Source organism: Flavobacterium frigoris PS1 (assembly GCF_000252125.1).
GTDB classification, from domain to species: domain Bacteria; phylum Bacteroidota; class Bacteroidia; order Flavobacteriales; family Flavobacteriaceae; genus Flavobacterium; species Flavobacterium frigoris_A.
The window spans coordinates 535,428-554,889 of sequence record NZ_AHKF01000018.1; the positions used below are offsets into that span (position 1 = coordinate 535,428).

The following is a 19,462-nucleotide window of genomic DNA, read 5'->3' on the forward strand; positions in this document are numbered from 1 at the left end:
TTATTGATTATTAATCTCGTTGTAAGTTGCGTCATTCACAGGTTCCAACCAAGTTACCTGCACATCGCCTTTGTAATTTGTGATAGCAATATGGGCCATTTTGCTAATTGCGGAAGCGCCGTGCCAATGTTTTACTTCTTCGGGGATATTTACAACATCTCCTTTTTTAATAGATTGTGCCGGTTTGCCTTCTTCTTGATAAAACCCTTCACCTTCAAGAACGATTAATACTTGCCCTTTTGGATGTGTATGCCATTTTGTTCTTGCACCAGGTTCAAACGTAACATTACCTGCCGAAAATTCGTTATTTTTATCTTTTGATATAAACTTTGTTAAAAATGCATTTCCTGTAAACCAGTCGTTTGGTAATTTTTCTCCTTTTGGAAAAATTGATGTATTGCTTTCTGTTGTCATTGTTTCTGATTTTTTAGATTTATAACAAGCCACGATTAGTAAACTCGTGATTATTAGAATCGTTAGATTTATTATTTTTTTCAATGTTCTGCTTTATTAAATTTTTGCTGTTTTTTAAAGGCTACTATAGCTACAACCGAAGCTATTAATGTAAATAGACTACTACTTATGAATACGCCAATTGCCCCTGTGTAATCAAAGAAAACACCTCCAATTACGGCTCCTAAACTAATAGCCAATTGTATGGTGGCAACCTGAATTCCGCCTCCGCTTTCTGTCTCATCAGGGATGGTGTTGGTAAGCCAGGCTACCCAGCCTACTTGTAACACGCCAAACAACAAACCCCAAAGTGCAATTAACGTGGCTGCGATAATTGTGTAACCACCAAACAACACCAACAGTGCCACTATAACTCCCATAAATAAGGGTGCGATAGATAATGACTTATATAAATTCCATTCTAAAAGATATCTTGCCAATATAGAACCTATTAAATTTGCAATTCCGAAGCCTAATAAAATGGTTGATAACATATTCACATTTACTCCAGTCACGGTCTCTAAAAAAGGACGCAGGTAAGTGAAAAATGTAGAATAACCAATGTATAATACTAAGACAGCAAACATTCCCGATTTCACATTGGGTCGTTTTAAAACTTTTATCAAGGTGCTAAATTTTGCGGGCCTATCTACCGGCATTGATGGCAATGATACTGTTTGCCATATCAAAGCGATTACACCTATGCCCCCTGAAAGTAGAAATACATTGCGCCAACCTATGCGAGTGCCCAGATAACTACCCACCGGTGCGGCGACGACTGTTGCTATAGATACCGCACCAAAAATAACCGAAAGCGCTTTAGGCACCAGTTTTTTAGGCATTAAACGCATTGCTGTGGCAGCCGCCATGGTCCAAAAGCCACCAATACCAATGCCTAATAACACGCGACCAATCAAGAGTATTGCAAAGTTTGGCGCAAAGGCAACTAAGAGATTTGATAGAATTTGTAAAAGACAAAACGATAGTAAAAGCCAACGCCTGTTTAGCCGTTTAGTGAAGGTGGCAATCATTAAACTTGTTAGCATCGCAATCATCGCCGTGACAGATATTGCCTGTCCCGCAACACCTTCCGTCACTGATAAATCTTCCGCCATTGGAGTTAATAAACTCACAGGCAAAAACTCTGATATGATTAATCCAGCCACACCAAGAGCTACTGCATATACTGCATTCCACGCAGGTTCTTTGTTTTGTTCTGGATTATTTTTAGTTATCGTCATTCTTTAGTCTACTAATTGCAACAGTATTATCTTTCAATGAACGTTATTACAGCATTGTTTCTTAAATAGTTGCAGCGTCAATTACATAACGGTAACGCGCTTCCTTATTTACTACTTTATTCCAGGCATCGTTAATTTCTTCTGCCTTAATGATTTCTATTTGAGGATAAATTTTATTTGCTGCACAATAGTTCATTACCTCCTGCGTTTCAGGAATACCTCCAATGAGTGAACCGTTAAAGTTTACACGATTAAATATCATATTGAAATTATTGATGATCAATTCACCATTAATGGGTTGACCTACTTGAGTAAAGGAACCATAAGGTTTCACACAATCGATATATGGAGACATTTCATAGGCATACGGAACAGTAGAAATCATATAATCGAGTTTGCCTTTCATTGGTTTTAAATCCTCGGCAGAATTAACAACAATTACTTCTTTAGCACCAAAGCCTTTGATATCTTCCACTTTCGAAGCAGAGGTTGTAAAGGCATATACTTCTGCTCCTTTCGAAACAGCCAATTTTACCGCCATATGTCCTAAACCTCCAATGCCTATAACCCCAATTTTATCACCTTCTTTGAATTTCATTCTCATCATTGGTGAGTAGGTCGTAATCCCTGCACAAAGTAGTGGCGCTGCATATTTTAAATCGATACTTTCCGGAATTTTAATAGCGAAATGTTCGGTAACTACGATATTATTTGAATAGCCTCCTTGGGTAATTCCTGATGGTGATGATTCCTCTGGAGATCCATAAGTCCCCACCATTCCTGTGGTTTCACAATGATGTTCTTCGCCATTTTTACAGCTATCACATTTCATGCAGCTATTTACCATACAACCAACACCTGCTTTATCACCCACTTTGAACTTGGTGACATTTTTTCCTACTGCTCCTACAAATCCTGCAATTTCATGTCCTGGAACTTGTGGATATTTTTGTGGTCCCCAATGCCCTTTGATGGTATGAATATCGGAATGGCAAATACCTGAAAATTTAATGTCAATTAAAATGTCATTGTCGCCAACCGGTCTACGTTCGAAGTTCCAAGAAACCAATATTCCTTTTTCATCTTTGCCTGCGTACCCTTTTGATTCTATCCTTTTGCTCATATTAGTTTTGTTGTTTATTTTATTAGTTTGTGAAAAAAGCTGGATTGGATTGCTGAGAAAAACACCAGCACCAAAAAGAGTAGATTGCTGAATGAATCTTCTTCTGGATTTACTATCATTTTGTTTTTTCATATGAATACTTATTTTTGATTAAATTATTCAAAATACAGCCAGTATTTTAGTTAACAATTTTTGACAAAACACCGGTAGCGATATCTGCTTGTTGCTTTCCTACATGCGTTTCAATTACCGAAAAAAGGTCTTGAAACTGACTTTCAGTAAAGCCAATATTCAAGCCAACTGACAGGTGAAATTCCAATTGTGACGCCAAACCCTCTAAAGTAGAAAGTACAGAAATGGATGCCAGTTCACGCTGCTGGTGGCTAAGAACATCACGACTGAAAATATCTGCAAAAAGATGTTCTTTTAAGAATGTATCAATAATTGGCGTGAAGGCACTTGCTCCGGTTTTAGGTCCTTTTTCTTCTCGGCCAGTAAGTGTTTGCAAGGTTTTCTTCCCTACTTCATATTTGCTTTCAGTATCGTTGATAGCTGATGCCTTTTTTCCAACTACATCTATTATACCTTTTTCTTTTCTCTCTTCGACAACTTCCATAAACGTGTTGATACCGTTCAGACTTCGTGGGAAACCACAGTAGGCATACATTTGTACTAATACTTCTTTAATTTCGTTTATCGTTAGTCCTGTCTCAAGGGCAGAATTTAATTCTATTTTTAGTTCCGCTATGTCACCAACAGCAGTTAAGGATGCAATGCTTACAATGCTTTTCTGTTGCTTGTTTAAATGTTGGTTTTCGTTAAGGTTTGTTTGTGCATTCATTGTTGTTATGCTTACTGTTAGAATTAATAATAGTGTTACTTTTTGAAGGATATTTCGAGTCATAATTTTGTTTATTTCATAAATATGATATTTATATTCTAAAGCTAATCAGCACTAAAAATGACCGTTACATTTCCAGAGCCTACTGCTTTTGCGAGTCCTGCAGGGTTATCGACACTGGCAATTCTGGTGTAGGAATATGAAGTAGTAAAACTTTTATAAAATAACACCAAAGTAGTGGAGCCATACACTAATAAATCCCCGTTTTGAATGGTTTTGGAATTGAATGCATTGGTAGGTAATTCTTGTGGTAAATCGAAGTATTTTTCATTTCCATTAAGATCTTTCATATTGATGGTAATCGGTAAAAGTGCAATAAATGCTTCAGTTGTTGGCGAATCTATTACTGTTGCCTTGAATATTTTTGAACCTACCGTAATGGTGATTTGTCGCATATCTTTTGGTATTTCCATAATATTTTGACTGCTTGTTTCTTCTTCGATGTTGCTTTTGCAAGCCGTACTGTTTATAAGTGAGATTGCAGAGATAAATAAGATGAATGCCTTATTCATATTTAAGAATTTAAATGATTGATTTAATTATTTTGGCGGGAATACCACCTACAACTACATTATCAGGAACATCTTTTGAAACTACAGATCCCGCAGCCACAACTGAATTTTCTCCAATAGTTACGCCTTGTAAAATGGTAGCATTTGCACCAATCCATACATTTTTTTTGATATGAATTTTACCAGCGGTAAGTGTTTTTCGGTACTTTATGTCAATGGGATGTCCTTCGGAAAGCAAACTAACTTTTGGTGCGATCATGACATCATCTTCAATCGTAATACCGCCCAAATCTAAAAACGTACAATCGAAATTGATAAATACATTTTTACCGATTTTGGTGTTCTTTCCGTAATTGATTTGAAAAGGTGGAAAAAGAGAGGTGGAAGTATCGATGTTAGATGCGGTAATGTCGCTTAACAGTTTTCTGATTAAGTCCAAGTCTGTTTCATTGTTTAATTGTACAAGCAATTTTCGTGTGTCGTTGCAAGCATTTCCAATTTTATAATACTCTGAAGCATTAAACGGAACACTTTCACCATTTAACAGTCTTTGAAATATAGTTCTATATTGATTTTCCATTTTACTTTAAAATTTATAATGTAAAGATACGTTGTAGATTTGTTACATTTGTTATACTAAATTCGCACATAGTGTCACATATCACTTGTGTATAAAAAACGGATGAGCTTGGAACTAAAAACGAATGAAAAGAAAATAATTATGCTGTTTGAGGTCATAGGGCACTACCAATTCCCCAATGATATTTTACAGGATTATCATACCCATATGTTTTGCCATCGCGGTAGCGCAGCATTTCTATTTAATGGGAAACAGTTTACATGTAGAGGAGGGGAGTTTGTTTTTTGGTTTGCGGAAAGCCAATTATCCAATTTAACGTTCTCCAAAAATTATAAAGCGACTGCATTACTGATACAGAAAGATTTTTTGAATGACAATATTCCCAACCAAAATTGGAGTATTGACGCGATGTTACATTCCAAAGAACATCCTGTGTTACAATTGAATGATACTAAAGAAAAAGTATTGTCTACATTTCAGCTATTATACTATAAATTTGGAGATAAAGGGCATCGTTTCTATACAGAAGCTTTAAAACTACAAATGCAAATGTTCCTTCTAGACATGTGGCACATGTTTGCTACTGAATATGAAAGTAGAAAGCGGAGCTTACAAAGTGGCACCTTATACGAGCAATTTTTGCTTTTGGTGCAAGCGCATTGCATGAAAGAACGCGAGGTACAATATTATGCTAATCAACTTTCTATATCTGCTAAGTATCTGAATTATGTGTGCAAGCAAAATTCAGGGGTTAGCGCGTCAGAATGGATTCAACGCTATACTAAAGAACGCATCGTTCTGTTATTACAGAATAAGAATTTAAACATCGCTGAAATTGCTGAAAAACTGGAATTTTCTAGCCGGTCATTTTTTACTCGGTATGTAAAAAAAGTATTGGGTGTTACGCCAAGCGCTTATAAGAACAGGTTAGGTTAGTAAGGACTATGTTTGGAATAATACACTTTGATCTTGTATGTTAGTTTTTCAGCTTGCTTATAACTAGCGGATAAGATCATATTATTTATCTTTTGGAGTAGTAGTTTAGAATCGATCTTCTCATTTCATTAATGAGTTCAATATTCTTCTTTAATTGGTCCTCTTTTTGTTCCAATAACCTCAACGCCTGGATTTGTTTTTTATGCAGCTCGTGTTCTTGTAGCATTTCGTTAACTTTTGACATAAAATCCTTTTTAAAATCAGCAATTCTTAAAAATGGAATTACGGACCCCAATAATGAGTGGTGCCAGAATTTTGCTTTCCATAAACTATAAGCTAACCAATACACTGTTTCGGCATCTTCATCGTTTTGAAATAGGATTACAAAGCTATTGGTAAATGGTTCTCTTTGAGGCTTGCCACTGTTCATTCCTTTGTTCAGAATAAAGATTTGGTTTGCTCTGTAAACAGCATTTTTTTGGTGTGTTTTGATGATGAAATTCGGCATAGCGCTTTGGTGTTAAAGATTCGACCTTAATTTTTTGGAAAAGAAAAAAGAGAAAAAAAGAAAGCCGTTATAACAGCAGAAATGACGAACGAAAATGGAGGGAAGAATGACCGACTGGAAGTGAGGAATGAATGCTATTCTTGCTAGATTTTTTTCTTTTTCTTTTCAGAAAAATGCACTATCGTACTTGTTGTAGTTTCTCAGGGAAGTTTTTTTGGAAACGGCAATTAAACCCCCCAAGCACCGCAAGCAGCAAAAAAAGTGGTGCCCGTTTTCAGGGCAAGGAACTTTTTTTGCGTATGAGGAGCGCCGTGGCGGGGTTGCGGCAATCGAACAGCCACCATAGACGCGAGAGTTGAGCGGAGGTACAAAGCGAAACGTAGCGACTATGAGCGTGAAACGGCGGGTAAAAAATATAAGGCAACCGCCTTTTTGGCGGTGTACCTTGATTTAGGGCAAAGCGACCGAACCAACTGATAATAAGATAGTGCATAATTGATAATTGGAAATGGATGCTTCTAAGATAACGTAAGTGAGGTAAGCGGAGCCAAGCCCGATGGCTGTGCGAAGGAGCAACCGCTGGAAAAACGGAGGGCTGCAGACACAATATGGCTGGAATGCAGTGAAACGTAGCCTGCGGAGTGTAACGAAATGAAGCGGTATTGTGGATGCATAAGCCCGACCGAACGCAGGAAGAGACCGTGTGAAGATGAGGAATGAAACAGTGCAAAAAAGCAGCTGCTTATTTTCAAGCTGCTGTATTTTTAGTGCTGTAAAGTGACTGTGGAACGGAGGGAAACCTAACTATTGAATTGAAACAATAAATTATCAAATCATCTAAAATGTTCTTATGGAAATGTATGGTTGACCGACTGGAACAGCCGAACGGAACAAAGGGAACGACCGAAGAGAGACCGCTTGATTGCACGTGATGTTAAAAGTTAGGTTTCTTGGAGAAATTAAGCTTTAATTACCTTTTATGTTTTATTCTGTTAAATTTAGAAGTATTTATTATTTTTTTTACATTATCAAAATAATAGGAATAATATTTTTCTATATTTGCTAATTGATAAGGTCATAACAAAACTAAATTTGTGAATGCCCTACTAATACTCCTTCAGAAAAAAGTGCAATTTAATTAATGTCAGAAGCAAAAAATTTTAGCGAACAATTATTGGTTAGTGAACTTAAAAATCACAACGAAAAGGCGTTTCGTACTCTTTTTGATTTGTATTATCAAGACATTTATGGCTATAGTATAAGCCTTTTAAAATCAAAAGATTTTGCAGAAGAGAATGTTCAAGAAGTATTTTTGAAGGTTTGGTTGCATCGGGAAAATTTGAATTTAGAACAATCCTTTAAATCTTATTTATTTACAATTGCCAGAAATCAAGCTTTTAACTTTCTAAATAAAGCGGCTAATGAGGTTTTGCTGAAAGAAGAAATTTTCTATAAAAGCCAAAAATCGCACGAGCAAGGAGATTACTCCATTCGAGAAGCAGATTGTAAAAAATTAAAAAAACAAGCAATCAGACAATTACCTCCAAAACGGAAACTTATTTTTAAAATGTCCCGCAAACAAGGTAAAAGTTATGAAGAAATCAGTCAAGAATTAGGTATTTCTGTAAATACGGTAAAAAGCCAAATGAGTAAAGCACTTGAATCTTTACGACTCTTTTTTAAGGCACATGATGGAATTCTATAAATAACGTCTTGCTTTTTCAACATAATCACTCTTTAAGGGTGATTTTTTTATGAAAATATAATTTTCAACACTAGTTATTAAAACTATGTAAATGAGTTAATTAAATTTTTTTTTCTAATGTTGACTGTTTTTTATTTTGTTAAAATCGAAAAATATATAACGTTTGAGTAGTAGTCAAGTCTTTCTCAACTGTATAATATAGAACAGGAACACAAAAACCATCAAAATGGATGAAAATTCAGAAATAAAAAGCTTACTCCATAAGTTTGTTTTAGGCCAATGCACCCCAGAAGAAACTAATGCAGTTATTGACTACTATAGAAAGAACAAACTCACTACCGATTTTCCGACAGTGGAAGATGTCTCGTCATTGCTAGAGGCTAGTCCTAAAATGGATGAATCAACTGCAAACGCCCTATTCTCTAAAATCTTGAGCAGTACTAAAGAGATTGAACAGACTGCTACGAAAGCTAAAAAAGTCACCTTTCGTACCTATATTGCAATTGCAGCTTCACTTTTTGTTTTGTTGTCGATTGGGTTGTTTTATCAGCGCGATTTTTTTGAACCTAAAAGTGATTTGATCTTAAGCAGTAATGAAATCATTTTGCAACTTGGAAATGGCGAAATCCAAGTCATATCAAACACTAGTAAATCTTCGGTAATAGATTCTAAAGGAAATGTTGTCGCGAATCATAATGGAAATAAAATTGTCTACGACACCAAAACCACAATTGAAAATATTGTTTATAATACTCTAAAAATCCCGTATGGAAAGCGTTTTGAGCTAGAATTGTCAGATGGAACTCTCGTACATCTTAATTCAGGGAGTACTTTAAAATATCCGGTGAAATTTATCGCAGGTGAAAATAGGCAAGTTTTCCTTGAAGGGGAAGCCTTTTTTGATGTAAGCAAAGACAAAACACATCCTTTTGTGGTCCAAGCCAATAATTTAAATATTCGGGTTTTAGGAACTCATTTTAATGTTTGCAGTTATCCCGAAGATGCTTTGACTGATGTTGTATTGGTTGAAGGTTCTGTTGGATTATATACCCAAAAAGAGCAATTTGACGTTACAAAAAATACTGTTTTAAAACCCGGGTATAAAGGAAGTTTCAATAAAAAAGAAGGGAAAATTGAGACCCAATCAGTCTATACCTCTGTTTATACCTCTTGGATGCAAGGTCGATTGACTTTTAGAAATATGAGTTTTGGAGAGATATCAAAAAAATTGGAAAGACACTATAATGTTACTATTGTGAATCAAAACAAGAAATTGTCAAACGAGAAATTTAATGCCACTTTTGGAGATGAACCAATAGAAAAAGTATTGAGTTACTTTAATGATATTCATGGTATTAAATACACCTTAAAAAATAATGAAGTACTAATTAAATAACCTTAAAACCAATGAATAATGGAGCGCTAAAACAGCCAGAATAAAAAAATCGGAAAGAGCTACGAACAATTTCCGATTGAAGAATAGATTGAACCTAACAAATTAAATACAATCAATTAACAAAAATATGAAAAAAAAACCAAAGAATGATGGGATGCATTTTCCATTATTCCAAAAAAACCTGAAATTGAAACTAACTAGCTTACTTCTTTTGGTTGTCATGTTTAATATTCGAGCCAATACTTATGCCCAAAGAACAAAAGTAGACTTAGAGTTAAAAAATACAACTGTGGAGACAGTTCTAGAGACAATTGAACAAAAAACCGACTTTAGATTTATTTATAAAATGACTGATGTTGATTTAAATCGTACGATATCGATTAGTGTTAAAAATCAAACGATTGATGTAGTTTTAAATAAAATATTCAAAGGAACTACAACTGATTTTAAGGTTCGTGATACTCAGGTTATATTGATAAAACCACTATTTGAAAAAACGAATACGGATTTCTATCTCCAAAAAATCATTAGGGGAAAAGTTTCTGATGAAAATGGTATGCCTTTGCCAGGTGCCTCGGTCGTTGAAGAAAAGACAAACAAAGCCGTTGCTACAGATGCCGACGGAAATTTTGAAATAGTTGTCGAAAATAGTGATGCAACATTACTCATAAGTTATATAGGGTATAAAGAAAAAAGAGTTTCTGCCAACCAAGATAACGTAATTATTAAACTATTTCCAGATACAACTACTTTAGAGGAAATTGTTGTAATAGGTTATGGAACCTCATCAAGAAAAGATGTTACAGGTGCCGTTTCTTCGATAGTTGCAAAAGACATGAATCAAGGGGCAGTGGTGAATCCATTACAATTAATCTCAGGTAAGGCTGCAGGTGTCAATATTTCCCAAACAGGTAGTGAACCTGGTTCAGCGCCTAGTATACGCATCCGAGGAATATCATCTTTAATTGGCGGAAATGATCCTTTAGTTGTTGTAGACGGAATTCAAGGAAATATGGATTTATTAAACCAAATTCCGCCAAGTGAAATCGCCTCAATCGATATCTTAAAAGATGCTTCAGCTACCGCAATTTACGGTTCTAGAGGAGCTCCTGGTGTTGTTATAGTAAGTACTAAGAAAAATAAAGTGGGAAGAACCTCTGTTGAATATGCGGCTTCTACAGCCATGGATTATATTCCAAAAAAATTGAACATGTTAAGCGCTAATCAATGGTGGGAACAAGCTCAGTTAAATGGTGTTCCGGCTTCAGCCAATCATGGGTCTGATACAGATTGGTATGGCATTCTTACCAAAAATGGAGCTACCCAAACTCATACTTTGTCTTTTGGAGGAGGAGCAGAAAAGTTTAGTTATAGAGCTTCTATTAGTGCTATTTTACAAGATGGGGTTGTTATCAATTCCAGTAATCAAAAATACATTGGAAGAATTCAAGCCACTCAATCGGCAATGGATGATAAATTGAAATTAAGTTTTAATCTTAATAGCGGAATTACTAATGCAACCAATAGTATTGGAAGTATCGGAAGAGCAGCATTTACTTCTAATTTAATTACAAACGCTTATTTAATGCGTCCTACAGATCCTGTTTATGATACCGATGGAAGTTATTATACTGATCCTACTATTTTTCAATATCTTAATCCTTATGCGGCTTCACAAACGGTTACCAATGAAAGACAGACGGATAATTTGTTTGGAAGTCTTAAAGCTGATTTAGATTTGTTTGAAGGAGTAACAGCAGGATGGTTTGGAAGTTGGAGAAAAACCAATGATGTAAATGGGTACTATCTTCCCGCAGCCTCCACAAGTGCTTATGCTATTGATCAAAAAGGAATAGCGAATATTAGTAATAATAAGCAAAACGAAAGATTAACCAATGTAAGTCTGAACTACAAAAAAACATTTGGAGATCATAGCATCAATGCCTTGGTTTTATATGAATGGCAAAATCAAACGTATCAAGGTAATTATGCACAAGCCAGAGGTTTTATTAATGATATAGCCACTTATAATGCATTACAATTAGGGGATTTATCTCGGGTACAACCTGGAGATTTGCAATCTTATAAAAACGACAGAACCCTAGTTTCGTATTTAGGTCGCGTAAATTACTCCTTTTTAAACCGCTATTTGTTTACGGCTAGTATGAGAAGAGATGGTTCCTCCGTTTTTGGAGTTAATAATAAATGGGGTGATTTTCCTTCGGCTTCAGTGGCTTGGCAAATAGACAAAGAACCTTTTATGGCACAGCAAACTATTTTTAGTGAATTGAAATTGCGTGGAGGATATGGTATAACTGGGAATCAACAAGGATTATATCCACAAAATTCGATTTCATTGGTAGGAGGATCAGGAGTCACTTATTTTGGAGGAGAACAAATTACCAATTTTAATGTAACTCAAAATGCCAATGCTGATTTGCGTTGGGAAACCAAAAAACAAACGAATATTGGATTAGATTTTGCCCTTTTAAAGAATAGATTAAGAGGTTCTGTAGATGTTTACACAGCAACAACTGAAAATCTTTTATTTGATTATACCGTTCCGCAACCTCCTTTTCCATTTAATAGTATTAAGGCAAATGTTGGAAGTTTATTAAATGAAGGATTAGAAGTTTCACTTGGTTATGATTTAATCAAAACAGAAAATACCACACTTACCCTAGCTGGAAATGTTTCCTTATTAAGAAATAAAGTTTTAAATCTAAACGGAAGTATTAATGGAGTGCCCTTAAATACCAATTATGTTCCTTGGGGAACTGGAGCCTATCTGATCGCAGGACAACCTATTGGAACCTATAATATGTTGCATCATACCGGAAAAAATAATGAAAATTGGGAAACGGTACTCGACGTTGATGGCAATGGTATAATAGATCAAGGAAATACTAGTCCGGATCGTACGATTCAAGGCTCAGCATTACCCACTTATACGTATGCCTTTAACCCAACGCTCCAACATAAAAGTTTTGATATTTCGATGTTATGGAGAGGATCTGGAGGAAATAAAATTTACAATGGTTTGAGATCTAATCTAAGTTATTTAGAAAATATAGGGAAATCAAATGTGTTAGAAAGTGCTATTCCACTAGGTTTATATACTTCACAATATGGATCTGATTTATGGCTTGAAGACGGTTCTTTTTTACGATTAGAGAATGTAACTGCTGGTTATAGTTTCAATTTCCAAAACGTTAAATATATCGAGTCACTTCGACTTTCTATTACGGGAAATAATTTACTGCTAATTACTTCTTATTCTGGTATAGATCCTGAGTTGAATGTAAGTGGAGGCGGAGAGAACTTTGGAGGAGACAATGGTATTTATCCTCGTACTCGAAGTTTCGCCATAGGTTTGAATGTAAAATTTAAATAGTACAAGAAAATGAAAATCAAAAATATAGTATTATTAATAAGCGCTAGTTTCTTATTAATGGTTGGTTGTACCAATATAGACGAAAGAGTCTATGATAAATATACTGCAAATGAGTTTTATGGATCTGCTCAAGGAGCCGATGTAGCTCTTGCCGGTGTATATGCACAAATTGGCGGAAATTGGAACGGAGTTGGGTATGCCGGAGCAGATAATGGCTGGTATGATCTCAATTCTATGAGTTCTGATGAACAAGTTATACCGCATAGAAACACCGGTGACTGGCAATTGGATTTCGCTCGTTTGTACAAGCACGAATGGTTGCCAACGGATTTAATGATTAATAACACCTGGAATTGGCTGTACAAATCTATTTTTAATGCCAATTTAGCAGTAAATCAATTGGAAAAAGCAAATGCCGAAGCTTCTAAAATTGCCGAAGCTAAAGTCTTGAGAGCTTTTTTCTATTACTTGCTCATTGATGATTTTGGAAATGTTCCCTTCTACACGGATAACAATATCACTGTAGATCAAATTCCACAATCAAGCCGAAAAGAAGTTTATGATTTTATTGTAAAAGAACTAACGGAGAATGTAGAAACTTTATCGGCTACCAAAGGAGGGAATTATTACGGTAGATTCAACAAATGGGCTGGTTATACTTTATTGGCAAAAGTGTATTTGAATGCCGAAGTGTATACAGGAACTGCAGAATGGACAAAATGTTTAGCTGCTTGCGAAAAAGTAAGTGAAGGCGGATTTGCACTTCATGCTGGTGAAGCTAATGCTTCAAGTCCTTTAGGGTATAAATACTATGAATTATTTGGTGATGTTCTTCCTGAGGACGAAACTATTTTAGCCATGTTTGCCACTGCAAATATAGTTTCCAGAAATATTTTAACGGTTCGTAGTTTATATGGACCACATGCGCAAACTTTATTTGGGTATAGCGGATGGAATGGAACTATAGTTCCTAAAGATTTCTTCGTGAAATTTAGCGATACCGACATTCGAAAAAAACAATTTTTGTATGGAGATCAAGGTGGTGGTATTAATTATACGGTTGATGTAAGTTCTTTGGACAATCCAGGAGCTGCTCCTCAAGCGGGTGTCCGGAATACTAAATTTTATCCTGTAACTCCTATGGATGGAGGTGGCGCTTCGAATGATTTTCCAATCTATCGCTATGGTGATGTTCAACTAATGAAAGCAGAATGTAATATTAGATTGGGTAATTCAGGAGCTGCAAAACCCTTTGTAGACGCCATTAGAGTGCGAGCCGGACTTGGAGCCTTAACAGCAAATCCAACATTGGACGATGTTTACAATGAAAGAGGTTTTGAATTAAGTTGGGAAGGGCACAGACGACAAGATATGATTCGTTTTGATAAATTTTTATTACCCAATTTATTCAGAGGTACTTCAAGTGAATATCGAAAATTATTTCCAATACCTACAGCCGCTTTAGACGCTAATAAGGGATTACAACAAAATACAGGTTACTAAATATAGCACTATTATGAAAAAATATATAAAAAAGTTAGCCTTACTATGCACCATACTATTCTTAGGTGCATCCTGTACCAATGATGCCGTACTTACTACATTACAAGAAGTGTCTTTTAGTGGTAAAGTTGAAGCATCATCGAGTACGATTGTCCTTACTGCGGATTCCACAAATGATCCGGTTGTTGTCTTTTCATGGCCAGAGGTAGTTTATCCTGTACAAGCTCCTGTGACCTATGCCTTGCAATTTGATATCCCATCGGCTATTTTAGGTACGACAGCATGGAATAATGCGATACGAGTTGAAGTAGGTGAAGATGCCTTAAGCAAATCATTATTAGGGACCGATCTTAATAAAATAGCTCTGGCCCTGGGACTTCAGTCTGATATAGCTGGGGAGATAGTGGTTCGTGTTGAATCTAATTTAGATCGTAGAATCTATTCGGAACCAATCACATTAACGGTTACTCCTTACGTAAAGACAGTAGTCTTTGGAGCGATTTATATGCCTGGTAGTTATCAAGATTTTAATATCGATACTGCTGCTGCTTTAGATGCTATTTCTTCGGGAATTTATCAAGGGTATGTTAGTTTTCCTGATTCAAAAGGTTTGGGTTTCAAATTCAATACAGAAAGAAACTGGAATCAATTTTACGGAGCAGATGCCAACGGTAATTTGCAAAAAATGAGTGATACTGATTTTCAAATAGCCACAGCAGGTTCCTACCAAATGACTGTAAATCTAAACACCTTAAAATGGACTGCAAGCCCATATTCGTGGGGAATTGTTGGTGATGCTACGCATGAACCAACAAGAGATGATGCTAATTATGGATGGAATCATTCTTCTAAAATGACTTATAACCATCAATTAAAAACCTGGAAATTTACTGGTGTTTTGAGAGCCGGAAATTTAAAATTTAGGCTTAATGATTCATGGACCATAAATTACGGCGCTAAAAATAATGATGAAGGGATAATGTATCTGGACAATGCAGGAGCTCATTATATAGGTGAAGCGGGTACTTATGAAATAACATTTACTATAAATGATATCGATCCGGCTAATAATGGCTATCCGCCAACTGGAACTTATACTGTTACAAAAATCTAATCTAAAAGTAATCGTTGAAAACTAAGATACATTCCTTTTTTGTTTTAAACAGAAGAGGGCTGTATCCATTTAATAAAAACGTTTATTATTAAAATAAAAAAACATGAAATTATATATCAACATTATTTTTGTACTCGTCTTTTCTTCCGTTTTGGCCTCTTGTAGTGCCTCGGATAATGATTCCAAGCCATCTTCAGTTTATCAACAATATGGGACGCCATTTGAAAACATGCCCACTAAGGAAGATGCTATCATTTATCAAGTTAACATACGTTCTTTTAGTGCAGAAGGCACATTAAAGGGAGTTCAAAACAGATTGAGTGCTATTCAGGAATTGGGAGCTAATGTAGTTTATTTAATGCCCATTCATCCTGTTGGAACCGTGCGATCTGCAGGAGGTTTAGGATCTCCTTATGCGGTAAAGGATTATAAGGCTGTCAATACTGATTTCGGATCTTTAGAAGATCTGCGTGTTTTAGTGGAGGAAGCCCACAAAATGAATATGGCAGTTGTACTGGATTGGGTTGCCAATCATACCGCGTGGGACAATGCTTGGATTACGGAACATTCCAATTGGTACCAAAAAGATGCTAACGGAGCAATAATTATTCCTCCCGGAACCAATTATAATGATGTAGCTCAGTTGGATTTTAATAATACGGAGATGCGCGCCGCTATGATTGATGCGATGTCATATTGGGTTTATTCTGCTAATATTGATGGTTTTAGATGTGATTATGCAGATTATGTTCCCCAAAATTTTTGGACTGAGGCCATTTCAAGTTTGAGAAAAATAAAAAAGCAACCTATATTAATGCTTGCCGAAGGAACAAAAGTGAGTCATTTTGCCGCAGGATTTGACTATACTTTTGGATTTAACTTTTTCTCGGCTATGGAGAAAGTATTTAGTGAAAGCAAGCCAGCAACAAGTTTGCAAGATTCGAATGCTATAGAATACACAAACAATTATGACAACTCCCAACGGGTAGTTCGCTATACTAGTAATCATGATGTTAATGATACTGAAGGAACTCCTTTGGAATTATTTGGAGGAAAACAAGGATCCCTTGCTACTTTTATAGTTGCGGCATATATGAAATCGGTACCGATGATTTATAATGGACAAGAAATAGGATATGATAAAAGTATCAAATTTTTTACACGTACTCCAATAGATTGGACAACTGCAGATGCCAGTATGTTAGCTGAATATAAAAAGATTATTGCCTTTAGAAAAACGAGTAATGCGATTAAAAAAGGTAGTTATACTGGTTTTAGTAGTGATGCCGTAAGCGTATTTACCATGGAAACGGATACTGAAAAAGTTTTGGTTCTATCTAATTTAACCAATGCAGCAGTTCCATTCCTTGTTCCTGCTTCCTTAGCCAGCATAGCTTGGAAAGATGCTTTTAGTGGTACAGCAGCTACAGTTGGAACATCCATAAGTTTGCAGCCTTATCAATATATCGTATTGAAAAATTAGTGCCGATAGTGACTCAATTGCCTGTTTGGCAAACTCAACACTATTATTTTCTAAAGGCCGAAAAGATTAAAGTCATCAGGTTGATTTTAAATTTGAAAGACTTTCTTTTTTTCGCCCTTGATATGTTTTAAGAAATAAAAAAATATGAATTTTAAACCAAAAAAAATGCTGATTCCTTTTCGTTATATAATACATTTAGTAGGATTGTTTCTTGTTTGTCTGAGTTCTTTTTTAGGTCAGGCCCAAGTAATCAGTTCACCTGACAAGAATCTCTCCCTGCAATTTGAGCTCTCGGCAAACGGAGTTCCTACTTATCAATTAAGTTACAAGAATAAAGCGGTTATCAAACCGAGTAGTTTGGGTTTGGAAATTAAAGATTCGCCCTCGTTTATGGATGGTTTTAGTATCACTAATAGCGCACAGAATTCAGTAGATAATTCTTGGAATCCCGTAATGGGTGAGGAAAAAACAATTCGGAATCATTATAATGAACTGGTTGTTACTTTGGCACAAGTCCAAAACAATAATCGGTACATCCGAATTCGTTTCCGTTTGTTTGATGATGGATTGGGTTTTCGCTATGAATTTCCAAAGCAAAATGATTTAAATTATTTTGTCATAAAAGAAGAACATACGGAGTTTCAATTGGCAGGAAATCATAAAATATTTTGGATTCCAGGAGATTATGATACCAACGAATATGCTTATACAACTTCTAAAATTTCGGAGATTCCATCGCTAATGAAAAAAGCGACAATCCCTATAAATGCGCAACAACCCATCCAAGAATTAGCGGTGCAAACTCCTTCGATGATGAAATCTGAGGATGGATTATACATTAATATTCATGAAGCTGCGCTGATTAACTATCCTGCAATGTCCTTGAATGTAGATGCTGAAAATTTTAAAATGAGTTCTCATTTGACTCCGGATGCTGTTGGATCTAAAGGGTATATGCAAACGGATACTCAAACGCCTTGGAGAACTATTGTGGTGAGTGATAAAGCAACTGAAATTTTAGCTTCTAAATTAATTTTAAACCTAAATGAACCTACAAGTTACAAAGATGTTTCCTGGATAAAACCTATGAAGTACATTGGTATTTGGTGGGAATATTTCGTTGCTGGAAAAAGCACTTGGGCGTACGGCAAGGAGAATAATGTCAAACTAGGACAGGATTTTACAAAACTTACACCAAATGGCAAACATGGAGCTACCACCGAACGCGCAAAAGAATACATCGCCTTTGCTGCAAAAAATGGTTTTGATGCTGTTTTAATCGAAGGATGGAATGTAGGTTGGGAAGATTGGATTGGGAATTGGAAAGAAGACGTTTTTGATTTTGTAACAGCTTATCCTGATTTTGATGTGAAAGCAGTGCATGAATTTGCGGCATCTAAAGGAGTGAAAATTATGATGCATCATGAAACATCGGGATCCGCTACCAACTACGAACGTCGTTTAGATCGGGCTTTTGAATTTATGAATGAAAATGGATACGATGCTGTAAAAACAGGTTATGTAGGACAAATTATTCCGCGAGGTGAACATCATGATGGGCAGTGGATGGTGAATCATTACATACATGTAGCCCAGCGCGCTGCTGATTATAAAATAATGGTAAACAGTCATGAAGCTGTTCGTCCTACTGGTCTAAATCGAACGTATCCCAACTGGGTTGCACAGGAATCTGCTAGAGGAACTGAGTTTGAAGCAATGGGAGGATTAGCTCCTGAACACACGACTATTTTACCTTTTACTCGTTTGATGGGCGGTCCAATGGATTTTACGCCAGGTATTTTTCAAACGGATCTTAGCTATTATAATACAGGAGGGAAGCAACGCGTGAATACTACTTTGGCCAAACAATTGGCTTATTATGTAACCATGTACAGTCCGATTCAAATGGCCGCTGATATTCCGGATAATTACAATCGCTTTCCGGATGCTTTTCAATTTATAAAAGATGTGGCTGTAGATTGGGACAATACTTATATTCTTGAGGCGGAACCAGGAGATTATATCACGATTGCCCGAAGAGCGAAAGGAAAGAAAGAATGGTTCGTTGGTGGTATTAGCGATGAGAATTCGAGGACGGCAAAGGTAACTTTTGAGTATTTACCAAAAGGCACGAAATACATCGCTACCATTTATGCCGATGCCAAAGATGCGAATTGGAATGAGAAACCTCAAAATTATACGGTTACTAAAGTTATTGTCACTTCAAAAACCGTATTGAAACAATATATAGCACCAGGAGGTGGTTTTGCTATTAGTATAAAAGAGGGAAGTTTTAGGGCAATGAAAGGACTTCAAAAAATATAACTTCCTCTTAGTTTTGGATTTCAACTTACAGTTTGGTTTTTGTTTAAAAGGGTTTGTTTTGAAAGAAGCAAGCCCTTTTATTTTTGATTTGCCATAAGGAATTGTTTTTTGTAGTATGATATTAAATTTGATTAAAGCCGTTTTTTCGTCGGTTGATTGTAGGCAATAAAAAAGGTAAATTCTCCCATTCAAACCATTCCTTTTATTTGCATTTATCAGGTTCCATTAGTTTCACTTCGTTGGGCTCAAAATCGGAGATCATGCTAATTTGATGTAATTTTTGTGCTC

15 protein-coding genes are annotated in these 19,462 nt (G+C 35.9%); 8 read left to right on the top strand and 7 right to left on the bottom strand.

What is annotated here, in order from left to right; translation table 11 throughout:
- The 6 genes from HJ01_RS11070 to HJ01_RS11095 all read right to left on the bottom strand — a co-directional run bounded on the left by HJ01_RS11070 (position 1) and on the right by HJ01_RS11095 (position 4,810).
- Positions 1–498, bottom strand: a complete 498-nt coding sequence (locus HJ01_RS11070) for a cupin domain-containing protein (protein ID WP_238531083.1) — start codon at positions 496–498, stop codon at positions 1–3.
- A complete protein-coding gene (locus HJ01_RS11075) occupies positions 495–1,694 on the bottom strand; it encodes an MFS transporter (protein ID WP_007138498.1) in 1,200 nt (399 codons plus the stop codon). The genes HJ01_RS11070 and HJ01_RS11075 overlap by 4 nt, the downstream gene beginning before the upstream one ends.
- Before the next feature lie 61 nt (positions 1,695–1,755).
- Positions 1,756–2,949, bottom strand: a complete 1,194-nt coding sequence (locus tag HJ01_RS11080) for an NAD(P)-dependent alcohol dehydrogenase (RefSeq protein WP_007138499.1) — start codon at positions 2,947–2,949, stop codon at positions 1,756–1,758.
- Between the two features lie 46 nt (positions 2,950–2,995).
- Positions 2,996–3,721 carry a carboxymuconolactone decarboxylase family protein gene (locus HJ01_RS11085; RefSeq protein ID WP_007138500.1) on the bottom strand — a complete coding sequence of 242 codons (726 nt, stop codon included), beginning with the start codon at positions 3,719–3,721 and terminating at the stop codon, positions 2,996–2,998.
- 41 nt (positions 3,722–3,762) lie between these two features.
- The gene (locus HJ01_RS11090; RefSeq protein WP_007138501.1) at positions 3,763–4,230 is read right to left on the bottom strand and encodes a cyclophilin-like fold protein; all 468 of its coding nucleotides are present in this window, start codon (positions 4,228–4,230) and stop codon (positions 3,763–3,765) included.
- A 10-nt stretch (positions 4,231–4,240) separates the two neighbouring features.
- Positions 4,241–4,810: a sugar O-acetyltransferase gene (locus HJ01_RS11095; protein WP_007138502.1), complete on the bottom strand. Its 570-nt coding sequence runs from the start codon at positions 4,808–4,810 to the stop codon at positions 4,241–4,243.
- Between the two features lie 102 nt (positions 4,811–4,912).
- Between HJ01_RS11095 and HJ01_RS11100 the strand changes: the two genes are divergently transcribed.
- The gene (locus tag HJ01_RS11100) at positions 4,913–5,746 is read left to right on the top strand and encodes a helix-turn-helix domain-containing protein (RefSeq protein ID WP_007138503.1); all 834 of its coding nucleotides are present in this window, start codon (positions 4,913–4,915) and stop codon (positions 5,744–5,746) included.
- Positions 5,747–5,831: 85 nt separating this feature from the next.
- On the opposite strand, the gene HJ01_RS11105 is transcribed toward HJ01_RS11100, so the two are convergent.
- Positions 5,832–6,254, bottom strand: a complete 423-nt coding sequence (locus tag HJ01_RS11105) for a DUF6943 family protein (RefSeq protein ID WP_007138504.1) — start codon at positions 6,252–6,254, stop codon at positions 5,832–5,834.
- 1,141 nt (positions 6,255–7,395) lie between these two features.
- Here HJ01_RS11105 and HJ01_RS11110 point away from each other — a divergent pair.
- From HJ01_RS11110 to HJ01_RS11140, 7 genes are all read left to right on the top strand, one after another.
- Positions 7,396–7,959 carry an RNA polymerase sigma factor gene (locus HJ01_RS11110; RefSeq protein ID WP_007138506.1) on the top strand — a complete coding sequence of 188 codons (564 nt, stop codon included), beginning with the start codon at positions 7,396–7,398 and terminating at the stop codon, positions 7,957–7,959.
- Positions 7,960–8,185: 226 nt separating this feature from the next.
- Positions 8,186–9,355: a FecR family protein gene (locus HJ01_RS11115; protein ID WP_007138507.1), complete on the top strand. Its 1,170-nt coding sequence runs from the start codon at positions 8,186–8,188 to the stop codon at positions 9,353–9,355.
- 127 nt (positions 9,356–9,482) lie between these two features.
- Positions 9,483–12,749, top strand: a complete 3,267-nt coding sequence (locus tag HJ01_RS11120; RefSeq protein ID WP_007138508.1) for a TonB-dependent receptor — start codon at positions 9,483–9,485, stop codon at positions 12,747–12,749.
- 9 nt (positions 12,750–12,758) lie between these two features.
- A complete protein-coding gene (locus HJ01_RS11125; RefSeq protein WP_007138509.1) occupies positions 12,759–14,252 on the top strand; it encodes a RagB/SusD family nutrient uptake outer membrane protein in 1,494 nt (497 codons plus the stop codon).
- 13 nt (positions 14,253–14,265) lie between these two features.
- Positions 14,266–15,366 carry a SusE domain-containing protein gene (locus tag HJ01_RS11130; RefSeq protein ID WP_007138510.1) on the top strand — a complete coding sequence of 367 codons (1,101 nt, stop codon included), beginning with the start codon at positions 14,266–14,268 and terminating at the stop codon, positions 15,364–15,366.
- A gap of 103 nt (positions 15,367–15,469) precedes the next feature.
- Positions 15,470–16,849 (top strand): alpha-amylase family glycosyl hydrolase, encoded by a 1,380-nt coding sequence (locus tag HJ01_RS11135; RefSeq protein WP_007138511.1) that lies wholly within the window; start codon positions 15,470–15,472, stop codon positions 16,847–16,849.
- A 144-nt stretch (positions 16,850–16,993) separates the two neighbouring features.
- A complete protein-coding gene (locus HJ01_RS11140) occupies positions 16,994–19,174 on the top strand; it encodes a glycoside hydrolase family 97 protein (protein WP_007138512.1) in 2,181 nt (726 codons plus the stop codon).
- Positions 19,175–19,462 lie beyond the last annotated feature (288 nt).